18 protein-coding genes and 1 pseudogene are annotated in these 22,296 nt (G+C 64.4%); 14 read left to right on the forward strand and 5 right to left on the reverse strand.

Features of this window, described 5'->3' with window-relative positions; translation table 11 throughout:
- The first annotated feature begins 328 nt into the window (after nt 1-328).
- The 7 genes from BN1233_RS16345 (at nt 329) to BN1233_RS16375 (ending at nt 8,674) form a co-directional block, all read left to right on the forward strand.
- Nucleotides 329-769 carry a VOC family protein gene (locus tag BN1233_RS16345; protein ID WP_046864687.1) on the forward strand — a complete coding sequence of 147 codons (441 nt, stop codon included), beginning with the start codon at nt 329-331 and terminating at the stop codon, nt 767-769.
- Between the two features lie 159 nt (nt 770-928).
- On the forward strand, nt 929-2,404 hold the full coding sequence (xdhA, locus tag BN1233_RS16350) for a xanthine dehydrogenase small subunit (RefSeq protein ID WP_046864688.1): 1,476 nt from the start codon (nt 929-931) through the stop codon (nt 2,402-2,404).
- Nucleotides 2,405-2,407: 3 nt separating this feature from the next.
- Nucleotides 2,408-4,753: a xanthine dehydrogenase molybdopterin binding subunit gene (gene xdhB / locus BN1233_RS16355; RefSeq protein ID WP_052763817.1), complete on the forward strand. Its 2,346-nt coding sequence runs from the start codon at nt 2,408-2,410 to the stop codon at nt 4,751-4,753.
- Nucleotides 4,754-4,783: 30 nt separating this feature from the next.
- Entirely contained in the window at nt 4,784-5,728 is a 945-nt protein-coding gene (xdhC, locus tag BN1233_RS16360; RefSeq protein ID WP_046865006.1) for a xanthine dehydrogenase accessory protein XdhC, read from the forward strand.
- The gene (locus BN1233_RS16365; RefSeq protein WP_046864689.1) at nt 5,725-6,210 is read left to right on the forward strand and encodes a nucleoside deaminase; all 486 of its coding nucleotides are present in this window, start codon (nt 5,725-5,727) and stop codon (nt 6,208-6,210) included. Before xdhC ends, BN1233_RS16365 begins: the two co-directional genes overlap by 4 nt.
- Nucleotides 6,211-6,394: 184 nt before the next feature.
- Entirely contained in the window at nt 6,395-6,988 is a 594-nt protein-coding gene (locus BN1233_RS44725) for an urease accessory protein UreE (RefSeq protein WP_074078307.1), read from the forward strand.
- A gap of 201 nt (nt 6,989-7,189) precedes the next feature.
- Nucleotides 7,190-8,674 carry an aldehyde dehydrogenase family protein gene (locus BN1233_RS16375; protein ID WP_046864691.1) on the forward strand — a complete coding sequence of 495 codons (1,485 nt, stop codon included), beginning with the start codon at nt 7,190-7,192 and terminating at the stop codon, nt 8,672-8,674.
- A gap of 148 nt (nt 8,675-8,822) precedes the next feature.
- On the opposite strand, the gene BN1233_RS16380 is transcribed toward BN1233_RS16375, so the two are convergent.
- Nucleotides 8,823-11,792, reverse strand: coding sequence for an ATP-binding protein (locus tag BN1233_RS16380; RefSeq protein ID WP_046864692.1), 2,970 nt, complete (start codon nt 11,790-11,792; stop codon nt 8,823-8,825).
- 36 nt (nt 11,793-11,828) lie between these two features.
- Nucleotides 11,829-12,017: pseudogene (locus BN1233_RS51105) on the reverse strand (zinc-ribbon domain-containing protein); the annotation flags it as partial.
- A 149-nt stretch (nt 12,018-12,166) separates the two neighbouring features.
- Here BN1233_RS51105 and BN1233_RS16385 point away from each other — a divergent pair.
- The 6 genes from BN1233_RS16385 (at nt 12,167) to dusA (ending at nt 19,155) form a co-directional block, all read left to right on the forward strand.
- Complete coding sequence (locus BN1233_RS16385) at nt 12,167-13,141, forward strand: radical SAM protein (RefSeq protein ID WP_244889833.1); 975 nt, start codon at nt 12,167-12,169, stop codon at nt 13,139-13,141.
- A gap of 7 nt (nt 13,142-13,148) precedes the next feature.
- Nucleotides 13,149-13,403, forward strand: a complete 255-nt coding sequence (locus tag BN1233_RS16390) for a hypothetical protein (protein ID WP_147707328.1) — start codon at nt 13,149-13,151, stop codon at nt 13,401-13,403.
- 34 nt (nt 13,404-13,437) lie between these two features.
- A complete protein-coding gene (locus tag BN1233_RS16395) occupies nt 13,438-14,064 on the forward strand; it encodes a hypothetical protein (RefSeq protein WP_046864695.1) in 627 nt (208 codons plus the stop codon).
- 87 nt (nt 14,065-14,151) lie between these two features.
- A complete protein-coding gene (locus BN1233_RS16400; protein WP_046864696.1) occupies nt 14,152-17,277 on the forward strand; it encodes a S8 family serine peptidase in 3,126 nt (1,041 codons plus the stop codon).
- A 248-nt stretch (nt 17,278-17,525) separates the two neighbouring features.
- Complete coding sequence (aroQ, locus tag BN1233_RS16405) at nt 17,526-17,975, forward strand: type II 3-dehydroquinate dehydratase (protein ID WP_046864697.1); 450 nt, start codon at nt 17,526-17,528, stop codon at nt 17,973-17,975.
- A 181-nt stretch (nt 17,976-18,156) separates the two neighbouring features.
- On the forward strand, nt 18,157-19,155 hold the full coding sequence (gene dusA / locus BN1233_RS16410; protein WP_074078309.1) for a tRNA dihydrouridine(20/20a) synthase DusA: 999 nt from the start codon (nt 18,157-18,159) through the stop codon (nt 19,153-19,155).
- Between the two features lie 58 nt (nt 19,156-19,213).
- Here the strand turns inward: dusA and BN1233_RS16415 are convergent, their stop codons facing one another.
- From BN1233_RS16415 to BN1233_RS16425, 3 genes are read right to left on the reverse strand one after another with little or no spacing between them, the layout of a single operon-like run.
- Nucleotides 19,214-19,909, reverse strand: coding sequence for a TIGR02281 family clan AA aspartic protease (locus BN1233_RS16415; protein WP_046864699.1), 696 nt, complete (start codon nt 19,907-19,909; stop codon nt 19,214-19,216).
- A 3-nt stretch (nt 19,910-19,912) separates the two neighbouring features.
- Nucleotides 19,913-20,110, reverse strand: coding sequence for a DUF1289 domain-containing protein (locus BN1233_RS16420; protein WP_046864700.1), 198 nt, complete (start codon nt 20,108-20,110; stop codon nt 19,913-19,915).
- Nucleotides 20,111-20,141: 31 nt separating this feature from the next.
- Complete coding sequence (locus tag BN1233_RS16425; RefSeq protein WP_342341651.1) at nt 20,142-21,026, reverse strand: adenosylcobinamide-GDP ribazoletransferase; 885 nt, start codon at nt 21,024-21,026, stop codon at nt 20,142-20,144.
- Nucleotides 21,027-21,083: 57 nt separating this feature from the next.
- Here BN1233_RS16425 and cobT point away from each other — a divergent pair, with 57 nt between their 5' ends.
- Nucleotides 21,084-22,109, forward strand: a complete 1,026-nt coding sequence (gene cobT, locus BN1233_RS16430) for a nicotinate-nucleotide--dimethylbenzimidazole phosphoribosyltransferase (protein ID WP_046864702.1) — start codon at nt 21,084-21,086, stop codon at nt 22,107-22,109.
- Nucleotides 22,110-22,296 lie beyond the last annotated feature (187 nt).

Raw genomic sequence — 22,296 nt, forward strand, 5'->3', positions numbered from 1 at the left:
GAGCAGTGTGATGATCCAAGTGCGGGTTCCAAAAGCCTGCACTCGCGCCTGAGTGCGATAGGCCAATGCACTGTAGGGAATAAGCACCGGGAACTGTGGGAGCCCGCGGCGGATGACGCTCACGGCACGCAGGGAGGATAGAATTTCTGCTGCGCCAGATCGGGAGGCTTATGCGCAATACGATTCGAATGTTGCGCAGATGGGTCTTCCCATCCAGAGCGGTCTCTGACGGGGCGATTGCACCACTTTCACCTCACTCCTCGCCCGCCATCTCCCCTTGACCCAATTCCCCGATGCTCCATGACGGAGCCGAGGACAGGAGGAACTCATGGAATACCTTCACACGATGGTCCGGGTCGGCAATCTCGACGCGGCGCTCGACTTCTACTGCAACAAGCTCGGGCTCGTCGAAGTGCGCCGGGTCGAGAACGAGAAGGGGCGCTATACCCTGATTTTCCTGGCTGCGCCCGGGGACGTCGATCGGGCCCGCGAGAGCCGTGCGCCGCTGGTCGAGCTTACCTATAACTGGGACGAGCACGAATATTCCGGCGGGCGCAATTTCGGGCACCTCGCTTACCGGGTCGACGACATCTACGAGACCTGCCGCAAGCTCATGGATGCCGGTGTCACGATCAATCGCCCCCCGCGGGACGGATACATGGCCTTCATCCGGTCCCCGGACGGGATCTCCATCGAGTTGCTCCAGCGAGGCGAGGCCAAGGCACCGCAGGAGCCCTGGGCCTCGATGCAGAATACGGGCACCTGGTAAGGCGCAGGCCGGGCGGGGCGGAGGAGACGGCTCCTCGAGAGGCGCTGCTTTCCGCCCTCGGTCATTTCCCTGCGCCCGAATGGCCCTTGGCGGCATGCTCCACCTCCTCCATGCTACCGGGTTCGTGCGCCGGGGCGCACCGATGGTCGTGGAGGAGATGTGACGGGAGAGCGTGCAACGATCCGCTTCTGGCGAAACGGCCGGCCGACGGAGGTGGACGGCTTCCACCCGCGGACGACGCTTCTCGATTACCTGCGCCTGTCTGAGCGGCAGGTCGGAACGAAGGAGGGCTGTGCCGAGGGTGATTGCGGCGCGTGCACGGTGGCGCTGGGCCGCGTCCGGGACGGGCGTCTCGTCTATGAGCCCGTCAATGCCTGCATCCTGCTCCTCGGCCAGATCGATGGCGCCGATCTCCTTACGATCGAGGATCTTGCGGGGGCAGGGGGGCTTCACCCGGTCCAGCAGGCCATGGTCGATCATCACGGATCGCAATGCGGCTTCTGCACGCCCGGGATCGTGATGAGCCTCTTCACGCTCCATCGCGAGGCGCCGCGCCCCGTCGGCCGGGAGACCGTCAGCGATGCCCTCGCGGGCAATCTTTGCCGCTGCACGGGCTATCGTCCTATCGTCGACGCGGCCTTGGCGGCCTGCAGCAGCGCTCCGGAGCCCCTGCCTGCCGATGCGCTCATCGCTCGGATGTCGGGAGCACGCGAGCAGGACGTTTTCGTCCGACATCCCGACGGCTTCTTCGCTGCGCCGGCTTCCGAAGAGCGTCTGGCGGCGCTTCTCGTCGAGCACCCGGACGCAACGATCGTCTCCGGTTCGACCGATGTCGGGCTCTGGATCACCAAGGGGCTTGCCCCGCTCTCGAAGATCGTCTGGCTCGGCCGGGTCAAAGGGCTCGATGCGATCGAGAATGAGCCGGATCGGCTGTTGCTCGGCGCCACGGTCTCCCACGCGACGGCGCTCCCGTTTCTCGCCGGGATCGATCCAGATCTTGGCGAGCTTATGCGCCGCTTCGGCTCCGTTCAGGTGCGGGCTTCCGGCACGGTCGGAGGCAACATCGCGAACGGTTCGCCGATCGGCGATCTCGCGCCGGCTCTGCTCGCGCTCGGCTGTCGTCTCGAACTGCGGCGTGGTGAGGCGCTGCGCCGGATCGCTCTCGAGGATTTCTTCATCGCCTATCGCCAGCAGGACCGGCAGCCGGGCGAGTTCCTGCGGCGCGTCGAGATCGACAAGCTCTCGCCGAACGAGATATTCCGGTGCTTCAAGGTCTCGAAGCGTTTCGATGAGGACATCTCGGCCGTCATGGGTGCGTTCAAGTTCGCTCTCGATGGCCGCCGCATCGTTGGCTGCCGGATCGCCTATGGCGGCATGGCGGGCATCCCGAAGCGAGCCGCCGCGACGGAGCATGCCGTGACAGGTCTCTCGCTGGACGAGCCGACCCATTGGCGAAACGCGGAGGCAGCCCTCGAAGAGGACTTCCAGCCCATGAGAGATCATCGCGCCACGGCAGAGTACCGGAGAACCGTCGCGCGGAATCTTCTTCGTAAGGCATTGATGGAGATCGCTTCAGGCGAGACGGATGCGACGCGGATCACCGGGCACCGCCCCGTCCTGCAGGCGGCGGAGTAGGCGATGGACGACCTCGTGGTCCGACAAGGCGAAACAGCGCGTCGGAACGACGACACGGCAGAGGAAGTCCTGCGCCACGTGCGCAAGCCGATCCCGCACGACTCGGCCGTCAAGCACGTGCAGGGCGCGGCACGCTACATCGACGATCTTCCGGAGCCCGAGGGCACGCTCCACATCGCGATCGGCCAATCCCCGAAGGCGAGGGGCCGGCTCGTGTCACTGGACGTCTCGGCCGTACGCGCCATTCCGGGTGTCGCTGCGGTGCTGACGGCGGCCGATATCCCAGGCCCGAACGATGTCTCGCCGACGCAAGGCGACGATCCTCTGTTCGCCGACGACGAGATTGCCTTTCACGGTCAGGCGCTGTTTGCCGTCATCGCGACCGATCGCGACGTCGCGCGCCGCGCCGTGAAGTTCGCGACGATCGAGATCGCTGCCGAACGGCCGAGCGTCACGGTCGAGGATGCCCTCGAGCGCGGAGAGACGGTGCTGCCGGACTATGAGTTCGGACGCGGTGATCCGAAGGAGGCCATCGCCGCGGCGCCCCGCCAACTCTCCGGAAGCTTCCGGATCGGCGGCCAGGAGCACTTCTACCTCGAGGGCCAAGCTGCCTTCGCAATTCCCGGCGAGGACGGCGACCTCGTCGTCCATTCCTCCACCCAGCACCCGACCGAGGTGCAGCACGTCATCGCCCGCGTGCTCGATATCCCCGATGCGTTCGTGACCTGTGAGGTGCGCCGCATGGGCGGCGGTTTCGGAGGCAAGGAGAGCCAGGCGACTCAATGGGCCGTGACCGCGGCGCTCGCCGCGAAGGTGACGGGCCGTCCCTGCAAGATCCGTCTCGACCGCGACGATGATTTCATCCTCACCGGCAAGCGACATGACTTCCGGTGCGACTGGCAGGTCGGTTTCGACGAAGAAGGGCGAATTGCAGGCTGTGCCGTGGAGCATCTCGCCCGCTGCGGGTATTCGGCGGATCTCTCGCAGGGCGTCGTCGACCGGACGATGTTTCATTCGGACAACGCGTATTTCCTGCCGGCCGTCCGAGTCTCGTCGCGCCGGCTCAAGACGAATACCGTGTCCAATACGGCTTTCCGGGGTTTCGGCGGGCCGCAGGGCATGCTCGCCATCGAGCATGTCATCGATCAGATCGCGTGGTCGACCGGGCGGGATCCGCTCGACGTGCGCCTCGCCAATCTCTACGCGCCTGGGCGGAACATTACGCCCTACGGAATGGAGGTGGAGGAGACGGACACGCTGCGCGCGATCGTCGAGACGCTCGAGCACACATGCGATTATCGCAAGCGCCGCAACGAAATCGCGGCGTTCAACGAAACGTCTCCCATCCTGCGCAAGGGCATTGCGCTGACGCCGGTGAAGTTCGGCATCAGCTTCACGCTGACGCAGCTCAACCAGGCCGGTGCGCTGGTTCACGTCTATCAGGACGGCTCCGTCCACCTGAATCACGGCGGCACCGAGATGGGGCAGGGGCTCTATACGAAGGTTGCCCAGGTCGTTGCGGAAGAGTTCGGGATCGGTCTCGAGCGCGTGCGCATCACCGCGACCTCGACCGGGAAGGTGCCCAACACCGCACCGACGGCTGCGTCGTCGGGCTCCGATCTCAACGGGATGGCAGCCTGCAACGCGGCGCGCGCCATCAAGGCGCGCATGGCGGCCTTTGCTGCAGAGGAATTCGGGACGACACCCGATCAGGTCGAGTTCCGGGACGATCGCGTCTTCATCGGCAACGAGAGCCTGTCCTTCAGCGGCCTCGCGAAGCGCTGCGTGAACGGACGAGTGCAACTCTCGGAAGCCGGCTTCTACAAGACCCCGAAGATCACCTGGGACCGAGCGCGCGCGACCGGGCGGCCGTTCTTCTACTTCGCGTACGGCGCCGCCTGCAGCGAGGTGATCATCGACACGCTGACGGGCGAGAACCGGCTCCTGCGGGTCGACATTCTCCACGATGTTGGCCGCTCTCTCAATCCGGCACTCGATATCGGTCAGATCGAGGGAGGCTTCGTGCAGGGAATGGGCTGGCTCACCACCGAAGAACTGGTCTTCGACGGTGAGGGGCGACTGCTCACGCACGCGCCCTCGACCTACAAGATCCCTGTTGCCTCGGATGTGCCGGCGGATCTGCGGGTGGTCCTGTTCCCGAATGCGAACCGCGAGGAGACGATCTATCGCTCGAAGGCGGTCGGCGAGCCGCCCCTGATGCTGGCCAACAGCGTGTTCTGCGCGATCGCCGATGCGATCCATTCGCTCGCGCCGGAGCGTCCGGTTCCCCTCTATGCGCCGGCGACCCCGGAAGCCATTCTGAGCGCCTGCGAACACGTGCGGGCCTGAGCTTTGCGCATCTGGGCACGACTCCGCGAGATGATCTCTGCAGGCGATGTCGCGGCGCTCGTCACCGTGCATCGCGTGCAGGGCTCGGCTCCGCGGGAGACGGATGCCCGGATGGCGGCGCGCGCGGACGGCAGCCTGTCCGGGACGATTGGCGGCGGCGCGCTCGAATGGGATGCGCTGCGTGAAGCCCGACGCCTCATCGCAGCCGGGCGCGGCCCCGCCGTCACGATCGAGCGGATCCTGGGTCCCGACCTCGGCCAGTGCTGCGGTGGACGGGTGTCGCTCCTGATAGAGACCTTCGATCGTCGCGATCTGCCGGAACTCACCGCCTTCGCGAACCGCGAGAGGGGAGGCGCATTCGAGATGCTGTGCCGGCGGGGCTCCGACGGACGCATCCATCGCACGATCGCACCCGGGCCATCGGCCGTTTCGGAGCCGGACGTCTGGTGCGAGCACCACGGCATGGCTCATACGCCTGTGCTTCTCTTCGGAGCCGGGCATGTCGGGCGCGCGATCGTGCTCGCCCTCGCGCCGTTGCCGTTCGACATCGCCTGGATCGATAGCCGCGAGGGCGCGTTCCCGACGCACATTCCTGCCAATGCAACGCCGATCCTTGCACCAAATCCCGTCTCGGAACTGTCCCGCGCAGTGGCCGACGCATTCGCGCTCATCATGACGCATGAGCATGCTCTCGATCTCGTCATCACGGCAGCGGCCCTCCAGGGCCCATTCCCGTTCGTCGGCCTGATCGGCAGCGACACGAAGCGAGCCCGTTTCGAGCGGCGCTTCCGCGAACTCGGGATTCCAAAGGAGAGGATCGAGGCTCTCCATTGTCCGATCGGATTGCCCACCATCCACGGCAAGCAGCCCGCAATCATCGCTGCGTCGGTCGCGGCTCAGATCCTGGCCGAAAGCGAGCGATTGACGAAGGCCGCTGCGCATCACCATTCCACACGGGCTGGAGGCTCTCCATGACGCAATTGACTCCCGAGGAGTCTCGTTTCCTCGCGCGCGCCGTCGCGCTCTCGCGCAAGCACATGCATCAGGGCGCCGGCGGACCGTTCGGCGCCATCATCGTTCGCGATGGCAAAGTGCTTGCAGAAGGCTGGAACGAAGTCACTTCCACCAACGATCCGACCGCACATGCGGAGATCAATGCGATTCGCAAGGCCTGCCGGCAGATCGGCGATTTCTCGCTGTCGGGTGCGACGCTCTACACGAGCTGCGAGCCCTGCCCGATGTGCCTTGCGGCGGCCTACTGGGCACGAGTCGATCGCATCGTCTATGCGAACACCCGTATCCATGCCGCAGTCATTGGTTTCGACGACCAGCACATCTATGACGAGGTTGCGCGGGAGCCGGGTGATCGAGAGATTCCGATGCTGCACGTGCCGAGCGAAGAGGCGCGAGCCGTCTTCGAGGAGTGGCTCGGCAAGGCGGATCGGGTCGAGTACTGACCCGGGTCCGGCGATGTCGAAGGCCACAAGCTCTCGCGTGGCCGGCTTCCAGACCGGGGCCGGGGCGACCATATCGTCCCCGAACGGGTGGCCGGCGGGCACTCAACGGTGCTACCGGTGCCCAACACTCATTCCTGTCTGACAGGCCGGCACCGCTCTGGGTTGCCGGCTTCGGAGATTTGTCATGCTTCGTGCCACTGCCGTCGTCCGCAAGCCCGCCGTCCGGGCCGATCGTGTCGCCGATACGGTGACGCTCCACCACGAGGGCCGCCAGAGCCGCGGGGTCGTGCTCAAAGGCGAAGGCGGCCTCGAGTTCCTTCTGGATCTAGACAAGGCCACGGCGCTGAAGGATGGCGATGCCGTGAAGCTCGAGGATGGACGCCTCGTCCGAGTCCAGGCCGCGCTCCAGCCTCTCCTGGAGGTCAAGGCCGAGAATCCCCTTCGCCTGATGCGGGTCGCGTATCAGATCGGCAACCGTCATGCGGCAGCGGAAGTGACGGCGGAGGCGCTCTATATCGAGGACGATGCCGCTCTCGCCGAACTCGTTCGCGGACAGGGGTGCACCGCGACGCGGATCATGCGCCCCTTTCAGCCGGAGCGCATAGACGAGCATGATTGCGGGCACGATCATCATCACCATCACGACCATAGCCATGATCATAACGGTCACGTGCACGATCACGCCGGACATGACCACGGTCATACTCACGCCCATGATCATGCCCACGAGCCGGAGCACCGGCATGGGCCCGGCTGCAAACATCATCATGGGCATTGAATTCAGGCCACCGGCAGTGGCTTGCCGTCTGGGCCGCTGGTCCTCGCGTCGAGCGGGCCGCAGCTGCTGGACGGGACTTTCTGGTGGCGTGAAGGGTTGACTTCACTTCGCTGCGGGAGGCAACAGCCCCCAATGGTTTCTGCAAACGGGTGAGGAATGTGTCCTGAGCCCGGGACGGAAGGCAAGGAACAGGAGACGGCTATGACGATTCACGCGAAGAACTTCATCGGTGGGGAGTGGGTCGAGGCCGGCCAAAAGGCGCCGAACCTGAACCCGTCGAACACGCAGGACGTCATCGGCGAGTTCCCGCGCGCATCCCGCGCCGATGCCGAACGCGCCATAGCGGCAGCGAGAGAGGCTTTTCCGGCTTGGTCCCGGTCCACGCCCCAAGTGCGGCACGACATCCTCAAGAAAATCGGTGACGAGATCCTCGCCCGCAAGGAAGAGCTCGGACGCCTGCTCTCGCGCGAGGAGGGCAAGACGCTCCCCGAGGGTATCGGCGAGGCCGCCCGCGCCGGACAAATCTTCCTGTTCTTCTCGGGCGAGTGCCTGCGCTTGGCCGGTGAGAAACTAGCCTCCGTGCGCCCGTCCGTGGATGTCGAGATCACCCGCGAGCCCGTCGGCGTCGTCGGGCTGATCACCCCCTGGAACTTCCCGATCGCCATCCCGGCCTGGAAGATCGCGCCGGCGCTCGCCTACGGGAATACCGTGGTGTTCAAGCCCGCCGACCTCGTCCCGGCGACGGCGCACGCGCTCTCGGAGATCATCATTCGCTCCGGGATACCGGCTGGGGTCTTCAATCTCGTGATGGGCCGCGGCTCTGAGGTCGGGCAGGCCATTCTCGAGCACCCGGACGTGGACGCCGTCTCCTTCACGGGCTCGGTCCAGACCGGCCGGAGCGTGGCGGCGACCTGCATCCAATCCACCCCCATGAAGAAGGTCCAGCTCGAGATGGGAGGCAAGAACCCCCTCGTGGTGCTGGACGATGCGGATCTCAAGGTGGCGGTAGAGTGCGCGGTGAATGGCGCGTATTTCTCGACAGGCCAGCGCTGCACGGCCTCCTCACGCCTGATCGTGACCGCCGGGATCCATGACCGCTTCGTCGAGGCCGTCTCGGAGCGGTTGAACAGCCTCGTCATCGACGATGCCTTGAAGGCGGGCACGCATATCGGCCCGGTGGTCGACCAGAACCAACTCGATCAGGACCTCTCCTATATCCGCATCGGTCAGGACGAGGGCGCGAAGCTCGTGACGGGCGGCGAACTCCTCAAGCGCGACACTCCCGGCTTCTACCTCGCGCCGGCCCTGTTCACGGGCGTCGATAATCGCATGCGCATCTCCCGCGAGGAGATCTTCGGCCCTGTGGCCGGCGTCATCCGCGTCAAGGACTACGACGAGGCGCTCGAAGTTTCGAACGACACTCAGTTCGGCCTCTCGGCCGGTATCTGCACAACGAGCCTCAAATACGCGTCGCACTTCAAGCGCAACGCGGAAGCCGGCATGGTGATGGTGAATCTCGCGACGGCCGGCGTCGACTACCACGTGCCATTCGGCGGCCGCAAAGGCTCGTCCTATGGCCCGCGCGAGCAGGGCGCCTATGCCCGCGAGTTCTACACGACGGTGAAGACCGCCTACACCTTCGATATGAACGAGCCCTACGTGCCGAAGACGAAGTCGAGCGAGTAGAATCGCAGACGGCTGCAGGCAACGCGCGTGCTGCATCGGCCTCTCTCTTGCACGAGAGAGGCCGATGCGCATCAGCTTTGCGAGAATGCTTGCACGACGCCCGCGAACATGCGGCGCGCAGAAATTTCGGATGATGTCCTTGGCTTAGTCATTTCCGGATCTGCCCCGAATCCAGGGTCGCTATCGCGGCTGCAGCCGCGATAGCGACTGCGTCGGCACCTTGCTCTCTCGCAGTCGTGAGTGCGCGGTTCAGCAAATCGCGCCGATCGGATGTCGCCTCCGAAGCGAGCAATCGTGCGTGTTGCAGCAGCAGCTCTGGGAGGAACCCATACGCTTCCAAAGTCAACGCTACATCCGCTGCTTCCCTCATCGCAGCCTCGGCTGCATCAACTTCACCGAGCGCGGTCTCGGCCTCGGCAAGCAGCGATAGGATCAGAGGACGCAGAAGTTCGCCCTGTGTTTCTCGATAGCTCGCCAGTCCTCGTCGAATTTTCTCCCGCCCGGCGGCAGCATTGCAGGCACGCGCAACCTGATCGTAGCCAATTGCGACTTCACTTAGCGCGACCCAATAGGCGAACCCCTTCTCAGCTGCGACTGCAAGCGCTCTCCTTGCCAGTTGAAGGGCCTTATTCAATTGTCCCGCACGTTGAAGCGCGAAGGCTGGCAGAACGAAGCCGTAGCAAGCGCTGACGGGATGCGGTGATGCTCGCGCCGCTTCTGCGGCCATCCGTGCCCGTCGTGCTGCTGCCTCGATGCCGCGCCTTGGAGTATCCAGCCAGCAGAGATTGGCGAGCGCCAGAACACGCGGATCTTGCCCTGCAACGGCGATGTATTGTTCCTGCCTTGCGGGATCCATGGTCGCTAGAGCTCGCTCGAGGTCTTCCTCCGCTTCGATCAGCCGTCCCATGCAGACGCGATTCCAGCCCCGCCTCCTCCACGCATCGACGAGCATGCGATCATCGCCCATATGTTCGGCCATGGCGACGAGCGTGCCGCATATTGCTTCGGCACGCGACAGTGGGCCGCGGACTTGGTAGAAGGATGCCAACCCCTGAAATGCCGGCAAGGTCCGCGCCTGCGTGGGGACGCGTTCGGCTATCTTCAGGGCTGCCGCAAAAGCCTCCTGTACGGCAGCGTTCGCGTAACCCCGTCGAGCAATCAGAATCTGTCCCATGAGGACTCGAAGATCGAGTTCCGCTTCCGGCGCCTGCGTCGCCGGCAAGGCCTGGATGGCTTGCAGTCCACGGCGGACCTGAGACTCGGCCTCCTCGAGAGCAGCCGCTGCGAGCGCGCGGCGGCCTGCAGAAAAGTAGAGCGGCAACGCAGCTGAATAATTCTCACCCAGAAAATAATGCTCGGCTACGACCTCGGGCCGGCGTTCCACGAGGCCGGGCCGCATGACCTCGAGCAGGTTTGCCGCGCGGGCATGGAGTGCCCGCCGACTGGCGAGCAGAATAGACTCGCTCGCTGCCTGTTGCAGGAGGGCGTGACGAAAGCCGTAGGCGGGCGCAGGCAATGCCGTGACTCGGACGAGTATCTCCGCGTCGATCAGCCGTGAAAGCCACCGCTCGAGGATAGTGTCCGGCACCTCGGCGAGGGCCGCCAGCAGATCGGGCTCCAGATACGGATCGATGATTGCGGCGCATTGTGCGAGGCGCTTCGCGTCCCCAAGGCTGTCGAGACGCGCAGTGAACAGCTGCTGAAGGGTTCGCGGCACGGTCGTGACAACCGCAGCACGGGCGAATTCCTCGAGGAAGAGTGGCACGCCGTCCGATCGCGCCAGGATCATCTCGCGGGTTGCAGCCGTGCGGTCATGCAGGAGCGCGTCGAGCAGTCGTGCCGAATCCGAGCGCTCGAGCGCAGAGAGCGTGAGCCGAAAAGTAGTCGGGCGATCGGGCCAGGACAGCACGAAATCGCTGCGATAGGTTGCCAACAGCATGACCGGTCGATTCGAGATGAGTTCGGTTATGCCGTGAAGAAGTTCGAGCAACGAGGGGTCCGCCCAATGCAAGTCCTCGGCCAGAATCAGTAATGGCTGACCGTGAGCATGATGGAGCAACCAAGCTTGCAGCGTTTGCAGCAGCAGCCGTCGGCGCGCGGCCGGCGCAAGATCGCCTGGCCCGGGTCCGATGCCGAGCGCTTCCTGTAACACTTGCAGCGTATGACCATCGTTAAGCCCGATTGCTTCGACGATCTCGGCAAGCACCTGCACAGGACTACGGGTAGCGCCATTTCCCTCAACCCCTACGGTCAAAGCATGACGCAATGCTTCGATCGCCGGATAGAAGGCGGTGGTCGCAGTGGGAGGGGTACAGGCAAGCACGACCAGTGCATGCGGCACTCCCGCAATGGAATTCAGAAGCTCTTGGGCAAGTCGCGACTTTCCAACCCCTGCCTCACCCGACACGAGAGCCGTCTGCCCATGTCCCTCAGCGGCTACTTTCCAGAGCTTGGACAAAGCCTTGAGCTCGTTGGCACGGCCGACGAACGGCGCTCGACGAGGCCGGGCAAGCACCAATTGACCACTGTTTGTGACAGCCGGTTGACGGACAGCAAACGCTCGCACTGAAGGCTGCAGGCGTGCAAGGCGCTGCAGTGGTATTTCTTCGCACGCGAATTCGTCGGCTACGAGTTCGTGAGTGGCCTCACCAATGATGACTCCATTGGGAGCTGCAAGCTCCTGCAATCGAGCGGCTATGTTGGGTGCAGTGCCGACAAGACCGTCGATTTCCATCGCATGATCGGAGCCCAGCCGCCCAGCCAGCACGATGCCGGTCTCTATGCCGATGCGGACCGCGAGTTCCATGTTCTTTGGAAGCGGAGTGGAGCGGGCCAGTTCATGCACCTCTCGGGCGATCGCCAGACCACAAGCGACGGCAGCCTGAGCATCGCGATCGACGGCTCGTGGATATCCGAAACACGCAAGCACACCGTCGCCGGCGTAGCGCACGACGTAACCTCCATATCTTGTCACCGCAGCCACGCACCGGTCCCGGTATGCGACCAGCATCGCGGCGAACTCCTCCGGATCCAGTTGTGCAGCCAGGGCGCTCGAGCCAACGAGGTCGCAGAATATTACCGTCAGGAGACGGCGCTCGGCGCCTCCGGTCAAAGGCACGCTGCCACTCTGCGTTGCAGCCGTGGTGCCAAGTGGGGCGCCACATTTCGTGCAGAATCGCTGGCTGGGTGAGGCGGGGGCGGCACAAACGGGGCAGAATCGCGGTAGAGCCGCGCCGCACTGACCACAGAACCGGGCACCGGCTTCTACGGAAGCTTGGCAGGCCGGGCAGAATCCAGCAACTTCAGATCCGGTTCCGGCCGGGTTACCTGACGAGGATGTCATCGAAAACACAAGGCTGATAGAACATGGCTCAATCGAGAAAGCTATGCTATAGTTTTACTGTTCTTGGTTCCTCAGTGTGGCGTGAGCAGGCCCTCATGACAACGATGAGGTAACGGCTGATGTGTCCGGCCCTAAAAAGTCCACCCAAGATGACTTTGGGGCTGACCGAGGCGTGCCCTTTGCAATGCCGCTATTGCTATTCGGACTGCGGATCGGAGCCGAAACCCGGGGAATTGGACATCGCGGAGTGGAAGCGATTCATCGACGAGGTCGTCGATGACGGCGTGATCCAATTTTATATCGAAGGCGGCGAGCCTCTCCTGAAGCCTGGTCTACTCGACCTGTTGGCATACTGCGCCCGAGACGCGATGACGATGCTGCGCAGCCATGGCACGCTCATCGATGGAGCGATGGCTGATGCGCTCAAGAAGACGGGCCTTGGACGGATCTTCATCGACCTGATGGGGGCTACTGCCGAGACGCATGACGGCTGTGCAGGTGTCCCGGGCAGCTTCGAGGCGGCCTGTAACGGGATCAGCCATTGTGTCGCCCATGGCATTCCCGTCGACATGCTGGTGATCCTGACGCGTCAGATCGTCCCCGAGCTCAATGCTCTGCTGCAGCTTGCAGCGGCTCTCGGTGCGGACCGTGTCGGCGTTCTGCGGCTTTATCCACTCGGACGCGCAAAGAAGCTCTGGCCCGAGATTGCGCTTTCACTGGACGAGCAGATGGCTGCCATCCGTAGCCTTCGGCCACCACCAGGCCTCGCCGTCATGCAGTCCTGGCATCCGATGGACAAGAATTGCTGCTGGCAGGCTGCTGCGGTGGATGCATTCGGCCGAGCGATCGGATGCATGTACCTTCGCGAATACGTGGATTTTGGAAGCATCGGCACATCCCGATACCTCGATATCTGGCGTGGTCACCCACTTTACCGCAATCTGCGCTCAGGACGTGTCGAGCGAGGGTGCCCGGATTGCTCGGCCAGCCAGGGTACCAGGGGAGGTTGCCGCTCGACGGCTTTCGCATTTCACGGACGCTGGACTGCGCCCGATCCCTTCGACGAAACGCTGAATGACGGGATAGACCTCCTTGCACTGCCCGAAAGAATACTTCGCTCTTGAGTCTAGCGTGAGGTTGAGGCCTGTGCCCGAAATGGGTGTCTGTCTGGCCTACACTCCAGGGCAACCAGCTCTGCATCGTCTCAACACTGCAAGTTGGCTGATCGTCAGTCTTTGTGATGGCCGCTCGGTGGAGGACATTGCGAGCGCCTATCGTGAGGCGCTCGCCGGAAATGCGGGAACCGACGAGGCATTTCGCCAAGGCCTGGAGGAACTTCTGGCCCTTGGCATCATCCGGCGGGTTACTCCGCCGGCGGTTGCGTAAGCACGATCGACCCCAAGGACAGGAGCTCTGATCCATGACGGACAAACGGATTACGCCACCACCCGCGCCGCTCTTGAGTTCCGAGACGGCAGCACCGCAGGCGAAGACGCTTGTCGCGGAATTGCGCACGGATGCGTCACTGGACTTCGATCCACAGGCAGCGCCTCAATACCTCAATATTGTTAATGCGCGTTTCGGGGCCCTCGTCGCGTGGCGCGTAGATCTGTCCTGGAGCGATGCTCAGCTGGTTCAGCTCTGGTTGACCGGAGCTCCTGCAGGCGGCGCCTACCCGACCCGCGAAGAGGCACTCAAGGACTTCTTCGAGACCTTGCCGGACCCGAACGGTAACGTATTTCTCGAGTATCTCGGCACCTATCTCGCTACGGGCCTATCCCACGCCTCATATACCATGATCGTCGGCATGCGCTCTCCTGTGCCACGAGACGATTACAAAAAGGCATTTACGGACGCTCTGAATGCCTTGCGGCAAGCTATCGGTCCGTCGGGGTGGTATGCAGAACTCGTCGATTTCATGAAGATCATGCTCAACCAGCCGACCAGCCGAGAGGAGTTCCTCACTCTGGCGAGCAATGAGGGCGATCTCGCCAGGAATGTCGGTGGGCAGCCTGCCTATCCCTTAATTCAGATACTCATTACCTGACCTGTAACCAGGATGCCGAACCGAGAGAACGGAATTCCGCGCCGTCCTCCGCCTGCTCCGAGCACCGGTCGCAAACCCCAGGTTGGCATGTCACCGGCCCCGGAAGGACGGCAACGCGCGATTATCGGCGCTCGGCTCGCTTTTCTGGTGTGGCTGTTCGAGAAAGGCTCGGCATTACCTGCCCTGGTTGAGCAGGAGCAGGATCTGTGGCGCCGGGAGCTGAATGCTCAGCAAAGCCGCTTTCAGCGCCTTCTCGGGAGGGTAGCGGTGGCACCGGCGCCGCATATTCCCTCGCCGCTCACTGCCGCCGTGCGTCTGAGACCTGCCGAGGACCGCGTTCTCAATCTCAGTTTCGAATCGATCCGACGCATCGATCCGACCGGCCGCGCGATTTTCGACCCTGCTCGCCCGGCGGTGGCGGTCAGCATCGAGTTCCTGGGCAGTCGCTCGGATCTGCTTCCGCTCGGCGTTATCCCGGCAGCTCAAGCTGGGGACGTCTTCTTCGGCTGGGTAAACCTGCATAGCGTATCGGCGCTGGCGAAGAATCCAGCGGTTCTTCGGATTGATGCGCTGCGCACCTGGACGCCGGCAGCAGGCGGCTCGATAAGTGCGGGGAATACAACGTCTGGTGGAGGCGGTGGCTCCGAGACCGGCGCAGGGGTCAGGCTGGCCGTCATTGATCTCGGATTCGATTTCCTCCATCCCGCCTTTCTGCAGCCGATAGGAGCGTCCGAGGAGGTCCGGACCCTCTGGCTGCATGATTTTGCTCTCGCGCCGGCGGCAAGCGCGCCGGCAGGTTCCATTGGGCGACGCTTCACCGGTAGTGATCTCCAGAATGCGCTCCTTTGGTACGAGGCTTCTTCATCGAGTCCGAAGCCGGAGGTCATCGCTACCCACATTCAGCGCCTGAAGGATGCACTGGGAAATCCCGAATACCGTACCCTGGTTCAGCAGCACGGGACGGGGACCGCCGGCATTGCTGCGGGGAACGGGCATTCGTCTTCACCTCTTCCAAGCGGGCCTGCACCTGTGCCGGGCGTTGCGCCGGATGCCGATCTTCTTTTCCTCGCGATCGGAGGACATGACGAGAAGCGTTTTGCGGACTCGCTCGATGTACACAGCGCTTTCGCGGCAGCTTTCGAAGGTCAAACCGCCGCTTGCGTTGCCCTTATGGCCAACAGTGACAATCTTGGTCCGCACGATGGCACGCTCGGCGGAGAGGAGGCACTAGACGATCTGCTGCTTCTGCCCGGTCGTGCGATCGTGCTCTCTGCCGGTAACCTGAACCACACACCGGGTGCACCGCCGACATTTCCAGCTTGGCACGCCGCCGCGCTGATCGGTTCCGGTGCGGCACCGCCGTTGCCTCTCGTGCTGCGGTTCGACAGCGGAGCCTCCTGGCCCGACTGTGCGGAGATCTGGTTCCGTCCTCCCGCCAATACCGCTGCGAGCGCCACGATCGCGATCAAGATTCGGAACAATCCCGTCGGGCAGCCCATACCGGTTTCAATCACCGCGCAACCCGTCACGATTCTCACTCCGGCCGATAACCCCTTGGACGGCACCACCGTTGTCGCGCAGCTTGGCTGGTATCAGGAGGCCGATGCCTATTGCTTGAGCCTCATTTTCCAGCCTGCTCCGTCGCGCGAGATCGTGCGGTCGGAATGGAGCATCACCGTTCCTGCAGATGGACCGGTGCACGGCTGGCTCGATCGGAACAATGAAGGCGCCGGCCGCTGGACGGGCCCGACCGCACAAGCGGGTGCGAATGCCACAACGCTCGGTTCACCGGCGGTCGCGATCCGACCGCTCACGGTAGGTTCGATCCAGAGCGCCCAAGGAACTCCCTCGAGCTTCAGCGGTCGCGGGCCCATCCGGGCGACCCTCAACGCGCCGCACAAGCCGGATCTTGTGGCTATCGGGGAAGGCGTCGTCGGCCCGCGTGGTGTGCCTGCAGACCGCTGGAATCATCTGCCGTCTTCCGGTCCCTACCGCACGTTCGACCCGCCGGGAACGAGCTATTCGGCGCCTCAAGTCGCCGGCGCATGCGCCCTCCTGTTCGAGCGCTTTGGCGCCGCTGCCACTTGGGCAGATATTCGGCAGGCTATTCTGCAGGCTGCGGTGCGAACCTCGAACATGCCCATGGCCGGGTCGGACGGCTGGGACAACGCCTGCGGCTATGGGATGCTGGATCTCAATTTGCTGAAATCTCCTCCCATGCCCGTTATGGCCGACCTGTGGCTGCCGAAAGCAGAGGAGGATACTGGTGCGGAACCGTTCGTCGCTCCGGTCTTCTGGAACAGTCCGGCTCTGGCGCTGGAGGATGCACAGGGTCGCGCTCTCGACGCGACCCATGTGGCAGTCGGGGAGGCCATTCCCGCCCGATTGCGTGTGAAGGTCAAGAACCGCGGTGCTCAGCCTGCGCGAAATCCCGACATATCCGTGTGGTGGGCACCCCTCGGTGCAGTCCACCCCTTACCTCAGTCGCGCGAAGGTGGCGGGGCCTGGCAGGCTGATGGGTTCAGTGTAGAGGACCGCAATACCAACTCACAACGGGTGACAGATCTCGACCCCGGCCAATCCATGGATGTTATCTTCAACTGGATACCGCCACGCGATACGGAGGGCAGGGTCATACCTCACGTCCTCATTGCTACGGTCGGCAACGAGGTAGATCCCTTCGATCCTGATGATACGCTCTGTGCGCAGAACAATGCGGCCGCACTCGACATCGCCGCAGCGCGGAGCGGGACATTCGCTACTTTCAACATCATCGGTTCACGCGATATCGACGGTGTAACCATCCGCTCGGAAGCCCCGGAGGGACGAATCCTCATCGAGGAAATGCCCATCAGCGCGCTACCATGGCGAGACAGCCAAATGTTCGCCGAGGCTGGCCGCAGCGAACGCCCTCTTTACGGGTCTGACGACGAGGTGGGAGACATGGCCGCCACGCTGGAGGCGAGCCTGGAGGGGCAGGAAAATATTCAGACCGTGACTGAAGCACTGGGTGTGGAGAGCCTGAAGCTCGCGAATGGACTCGCGACGATCGAGGGGCGCGGCAGCGTCACCTTGCGGCGTCTGCGAATTGCTCCGGGAGCTCGGCTGGCTCTGAAAGTGGCAGTCGAACATGAAATGGGGGACGCGCTACACATGCTGCACCTGAGCGGCGGACGGCGTGTCGGGGGCGGAACCGTGCGCATTTTGGGCTGATGCAGCGTCCTTCAACCGACGCGCGGTCTGCTTCCAGGCGTAGTAGTGAGGCCCCGGCATCAGGGGCAGGCGCTCGCCCTGCTGGCTCATACACAGCTGCTGCATGAAAGCAGTGAAACGTACCGGCAAATACTTCGAAACCTGGCAAGTTCCCATTTCCTGCTTCCACGCAGGCCGGCTGACGGTATACCGCCTCCAGGCTCTGTGAGCCCCTCCGATCCAATGCACTCAACCCGCGAGCCGAGAGAATGAGCCGCCTCATCTATGTCCTGAATGGCCCGAACCTGAACCTCCTGGGCAAGCGCCAGCCGGAGATCTACGGCTCCGAGACGCTTGCCGATGTCGAGGCCGAGTGCCGTCGCGTAGCAAGCGAGCACGATCTCGAGATCAGCTTCCATCAGAGCAATCGCGAGTATGAGATCATCGAGTGGATCCACGAGGCGCGCGAGACGGCTGTCGGCATCGTCATCAACCCGGCCGCATTCACCCATACCTCCGTCGCAATCCTCGATGCGCTGAACATGTGCGAGTTTCCGATCATCGAGGTGCATATCTCGAACATTCACAAGCGCGAGGCGTTTCGGCATCACTCCTATGTGTCAGGCGTCGCCTCGGGCGTGATCGCCGGCTTCGGCACGCAAGGCTACCCCTTCGCCATCCATCGCCTGGCCCGGCTCATCGACGGAGCCGCCAGATAGCCGCGGACGAGGCGCCAGAGGCATCACGGAACGTGCCGGATGGTGCTTGCCTTACTTTGGGGTTGTCGCCATCTCTGGCAAGAACTGGCATGTACGACGGCGATCCGGCATGACCGTGATTGGATCGAATGCGTGTGTGCCCGCTGCCAGACCGGCACCAGACCAGCAGAGGCCCGGAATATTGTTATCTGCCAGTGACATAAGACTTAGCGTTGCGCCCATGATGGATTGGACGGATCGGCATTGCCGACACTTCCATCGCCTCCTGTCCCGGCGCACGCGTCTCTATACCGAGATGGTCACCACGGGGGCGGTCCTTCACGGGCCGCGGGAGCGGCTGCTCGGGTTCTCGCCGGAGGAGCACCCAATTGCGGTGCAGCTCGGCGGGTCGGATCCTCGTGAGCTGGCCGAGGCGGCCCGGATCTGCGTCGACTTCGGCTACGATGAGGTAAACCTCAACGTGGGCTGTCCGTCCGACCGCGTGCAGGACGGGCGGTTCGGGGCCTGCCTGATGCGGGAGCCGTCCCTCGTGGGCGATTGCGTCGCCGCCATGAAAGCTGCGGTGGCCGTTCCGGTTACGGTGAAGTGCCGGATTGGGGTCGACGAGCAGGATCCGGAAGCCGCGCTCGACGCCATGGCCGACGCAGTCGTCGCCGCCGGCGCGGATGCTCTGATCGTTCATGCTCGGAAGGCCTGGCTGCAGGGCCTCTCCCCGAAGGAGAACCGGGACGTGCCGCCGCTCGATTATGGCCGGGTGCATCGCCTCAAGGCGGCGCGGCCCGATCTGCCGATCGCGATCAATGGCGGGATTCGCACAATTGAGGAGGCGCAGGAGCAGCTCTCGCGGGTCGACGGAGTCATGATGGGTCGCGCCGCCTATCAGGACCCGGAGCAACTCCTCCTGGTCGATTCGCTTCTCTTCGGAGAGCCGGCGCCGGTCGCCGACGCCTTTGAGGCCCTGCAGGTTTTCGAGCCCTATGTTGCGGCTCGCCTGGCGGAAGGCGTCCGGTTGCAGGCGATGGCGCGTCATCTCCTCGGGCTCTTCGCCGGAAGGCCCGGTGCGCGGGCCTTCCGGCGGCATCTCGCGGTCGAAGCTCCGAAGCCGGGCGCCGGCCTCGAGACGCTGCGGGCCGCCGTGGCGCATGTCGCGCGCGAGGACGCCATCGAGAAGGCAGCGTGACATCCGGTACCGGTTGAAGGCTTGACCTACACTTTCGGCGCGAGCGGCACCCCGAACGTCACGAGCCTGCCCGCAAGATGAGGCGATTGCGCCTCACCTCGTAGGAGGCGAGGCGGTCGAGGAAGGTCAGGCCGAGCAGGTTGTCGCGCAGCAGCCCGGGTCGCGCCACGAGGGCATCGACGCGCTGCTCGACGATCGATCCGATGGCAAGGCTGCTCAGCGTCACGGGCGCTGCGAGCATCCGCCCGTTCGCGGTTGCAACCGGGATCGAAAAGTTCAGCTTCTCGAGATCCAACCCGACGGCCTCCGCCGTGTCCGCGGTGAGCACCACCGTGCTCGCGCCGGTGTCGAACACGAATCGCGCCCCGCGGCCGTTGACATGGCCTGCCAGGGTGAAGCTGCCGTCGGCGCGGCGCGCGACGACCACCTCTCCCAAACCGTTATCGACGGCGCGCCCGGCCGCGACCTCGCCGATGAAGCGATCAACGATCGCGAGCGACGCCTCGCGCTGGACGAACATCGTCACGAGCCCTCCGAAGGCGAGGCTCCAGAGAATGAGCGCGTGAACCCCGAGGCTACCGCGCTGCCGGAAGGCATCGATGACACGCCCGGTCATCAGGAGGCCGATGCCGGCGAGGATGGCGATGGTCGCGGCCTCGTCGGGCGAGAGCCCCAGGACGGGTCGCGTCGCGAAGCCTAGGATCAGAGCGCCGGCCGCAATCAGCAGCGTGCCGAGTCCCGACGTGCCGGACATCGATCAGGCGTTCTCTTGGGTGCCGGCGCAGAACGCCCGCCGCATCCGTTCCGGCAATTCAGCCATGATGCGCAAGCGCTCTTCCTCCGGGATCCGGAACCAGCGGGCAATCTCTTCGCGCGTCCGTCCGCAGCCTTCGCAGAGGCCGGTTTCCGGGTCGAGGAGGCAGACCTTGATGCAGGGAGAGGATACGCGCGTCATGGGTTCCGGGAAAGACAAAGCATCAGCGGCTCTACGGTTCAATCGTGAGGAGAAGCCCAATATAGGCTGCGATCTCCGAGAGTTGCTGCGTCGCCCCGGCGACATCGCCCGTCTGCCCGCCGATCAGACGGTCCGAGAGGCGGGTCATCATCCAGGATACGGCAGCTACCGACAGCACCATGAGGATCATGCCGAGCGGGTCGATTCCCGCCAGAATGGCGCCCGTCGCCACGATGACGATCGTCCAGGCTCCCGCAGCCCAGAGGGTATCCCGGGTCGGACGTCCGACCGACGATGAGGCTCCATCCGCTCGGGCAGGCGGAAGAAGCACCAGGGGCACGAGCCCTGCCGTTCGGGACAGGGCGGCGGTCGCGGTGACCAGGATCGCGACCGCCGAAGGCGGGAGGCGCTCGCAGAGCGTCGCCACGGCGCCGATCCGTAGGGCGAAGGCCAGCACGAGAGCGGCCCCTCCGAACGAGCCGATCAGGCTGTCCCGCATGATCGTGAGGCGGCGCTCCGGTGTCGTGCCGCCGCCGAACCCGTCGGCCGTGTCGGCGAGCCCATCCTCGTGAAAGGCGCCGGTCGCGAGAGTCAGCGTCGCGACGGCGAGGGCGGCCGACAGCCAGGGGCCGAGGCCGAGCGTCATCGAAAAGGCGAGGAGAGTGGCGGGACCGGCGGCGATGATGAGGGCTGCCAGCGGAACGGCGCCCCCGGTCCGGGAGAAATCCGGAGCTGCGTAGGGATCGGTCTCGAAGGGGAGGGCCGGAACCGGAATTCTCGAATAGAACCGCACGCAGCGCGCGATGCCGACAAGGTAGCGCTGCAGCACTCCATCGCGCCTGAACTCGTCCTGGCCGACCGCCATCCCTTCACCCCATGTCGCCGGGCCGGTATAGGTCCCGCGGCTGCAGGGCACCAGCCCGGATCGCCCCCGCTCGGCCCGAGCCCTTCAAGCCCGGCATCAGGAGTCACCATGTCCAGCGAAGCCGCGCCGTTCGACGATATCCGGCAAATGATCACGTCCATCCCCGGGCCGGATAAGGCGGCGGTGAATGCTGTCCGTGAGCGGGACCGGCAATTGACGAAGCCGGCCGGCAGCCTGGGGCGCCTCGAATGGCTGGTGGAATGGCTGGCAGCCTGGCAGGGGAAAGCACCGCCGAGTGTCGACCGGCCGCTCGTCTGCGTGTTTGCCGGGAGCCATGGCGTGGCGGCACGCGGAGTCTCGGCTTTTCCGCCTGCCGTCAACCGCCAGATGCTCGAGAATTTCGCGGCCGGCGGAGCGGCGATCAACCAGATCTGCGCGGGCCTGGGGCTCGGATTCAAGGTCTTCGATCTCGCGCTCGACATGCCGACGGCCGACATCGTCGAAGGTCCGGCGATGGACGAGAAGGCCTGCGTGGCGACGATGGCCTTCGGAATGGAGGCGATTGCCGGAGGGACCGATCTGCTCGCCCTCGGCGAGCTCGGGATCGGGAACACCACGGTCGCCGCAGCGATCTACGCGGCGCTCTATGGCGAGCCGGCTGAGCACTGGGTCGGCCGCGGCACCGGACTCGACGACGAAGGCTTGGCCCGCAAAGTCGCCGCTGTGGAGGCTGCTCTCGAGCGGCATCGCGGCTCGCTTCAGGATCCGCTCGAGATCCTGCGCCGTCTGGGCGGGCGAGAGGTCGCGGCGCTCGCAGGGGCCATCCTCGCGGCACGACTCCAGCATATCCCCGTCATCCTGGACGGCTACGTCGTGACCGCGGCGGCTGCCATCATGCACGCGATCCACCCGGCGACGATCGACCATTGCGTTGCCGGGCACCTCTCCGCCGATGGAGCACATCAGGACGTGCTCGAGCGTCTCGGGAAAATTCCGTTGCTTGCGCTTGGGATGCGGCTCGGGGAGGGGACGGGAGCGGCGCTCGCCGCAGGCCTCGTGAAAACCGCTGCCCTCGTCCATCGCGACATGGCCACCTTCGCCCAGGCCGGAGTCTCGGAGCAGCTTTCGGATTGATGACGGCAATGCCATTTCCGTCAGGGCGAGCCGGAGGCGGGGCGAACTACCCGTTGATGGGTAGATTGCTTCGCCTTCGGCTCGCAATGACGGCAGTGGGTCCGGCGATTATTTCCATTCCTGGCAGTGCTCATTCCGCCCTCACGCCCTCGTCGTCATTGCGAACGAAGTGAAGCAATCTACCCAT

Source organism: Microvirga massiliensis (genome assembly GCF_001006805.1).
GTDB classification, from domain to species: domain Bacteria; phylum Pseudomonadota; class Alphaproteobacteria; order Rhizobiales; family Beijerinckiaceae; genus Microvirga; species Microvirga massiliensis.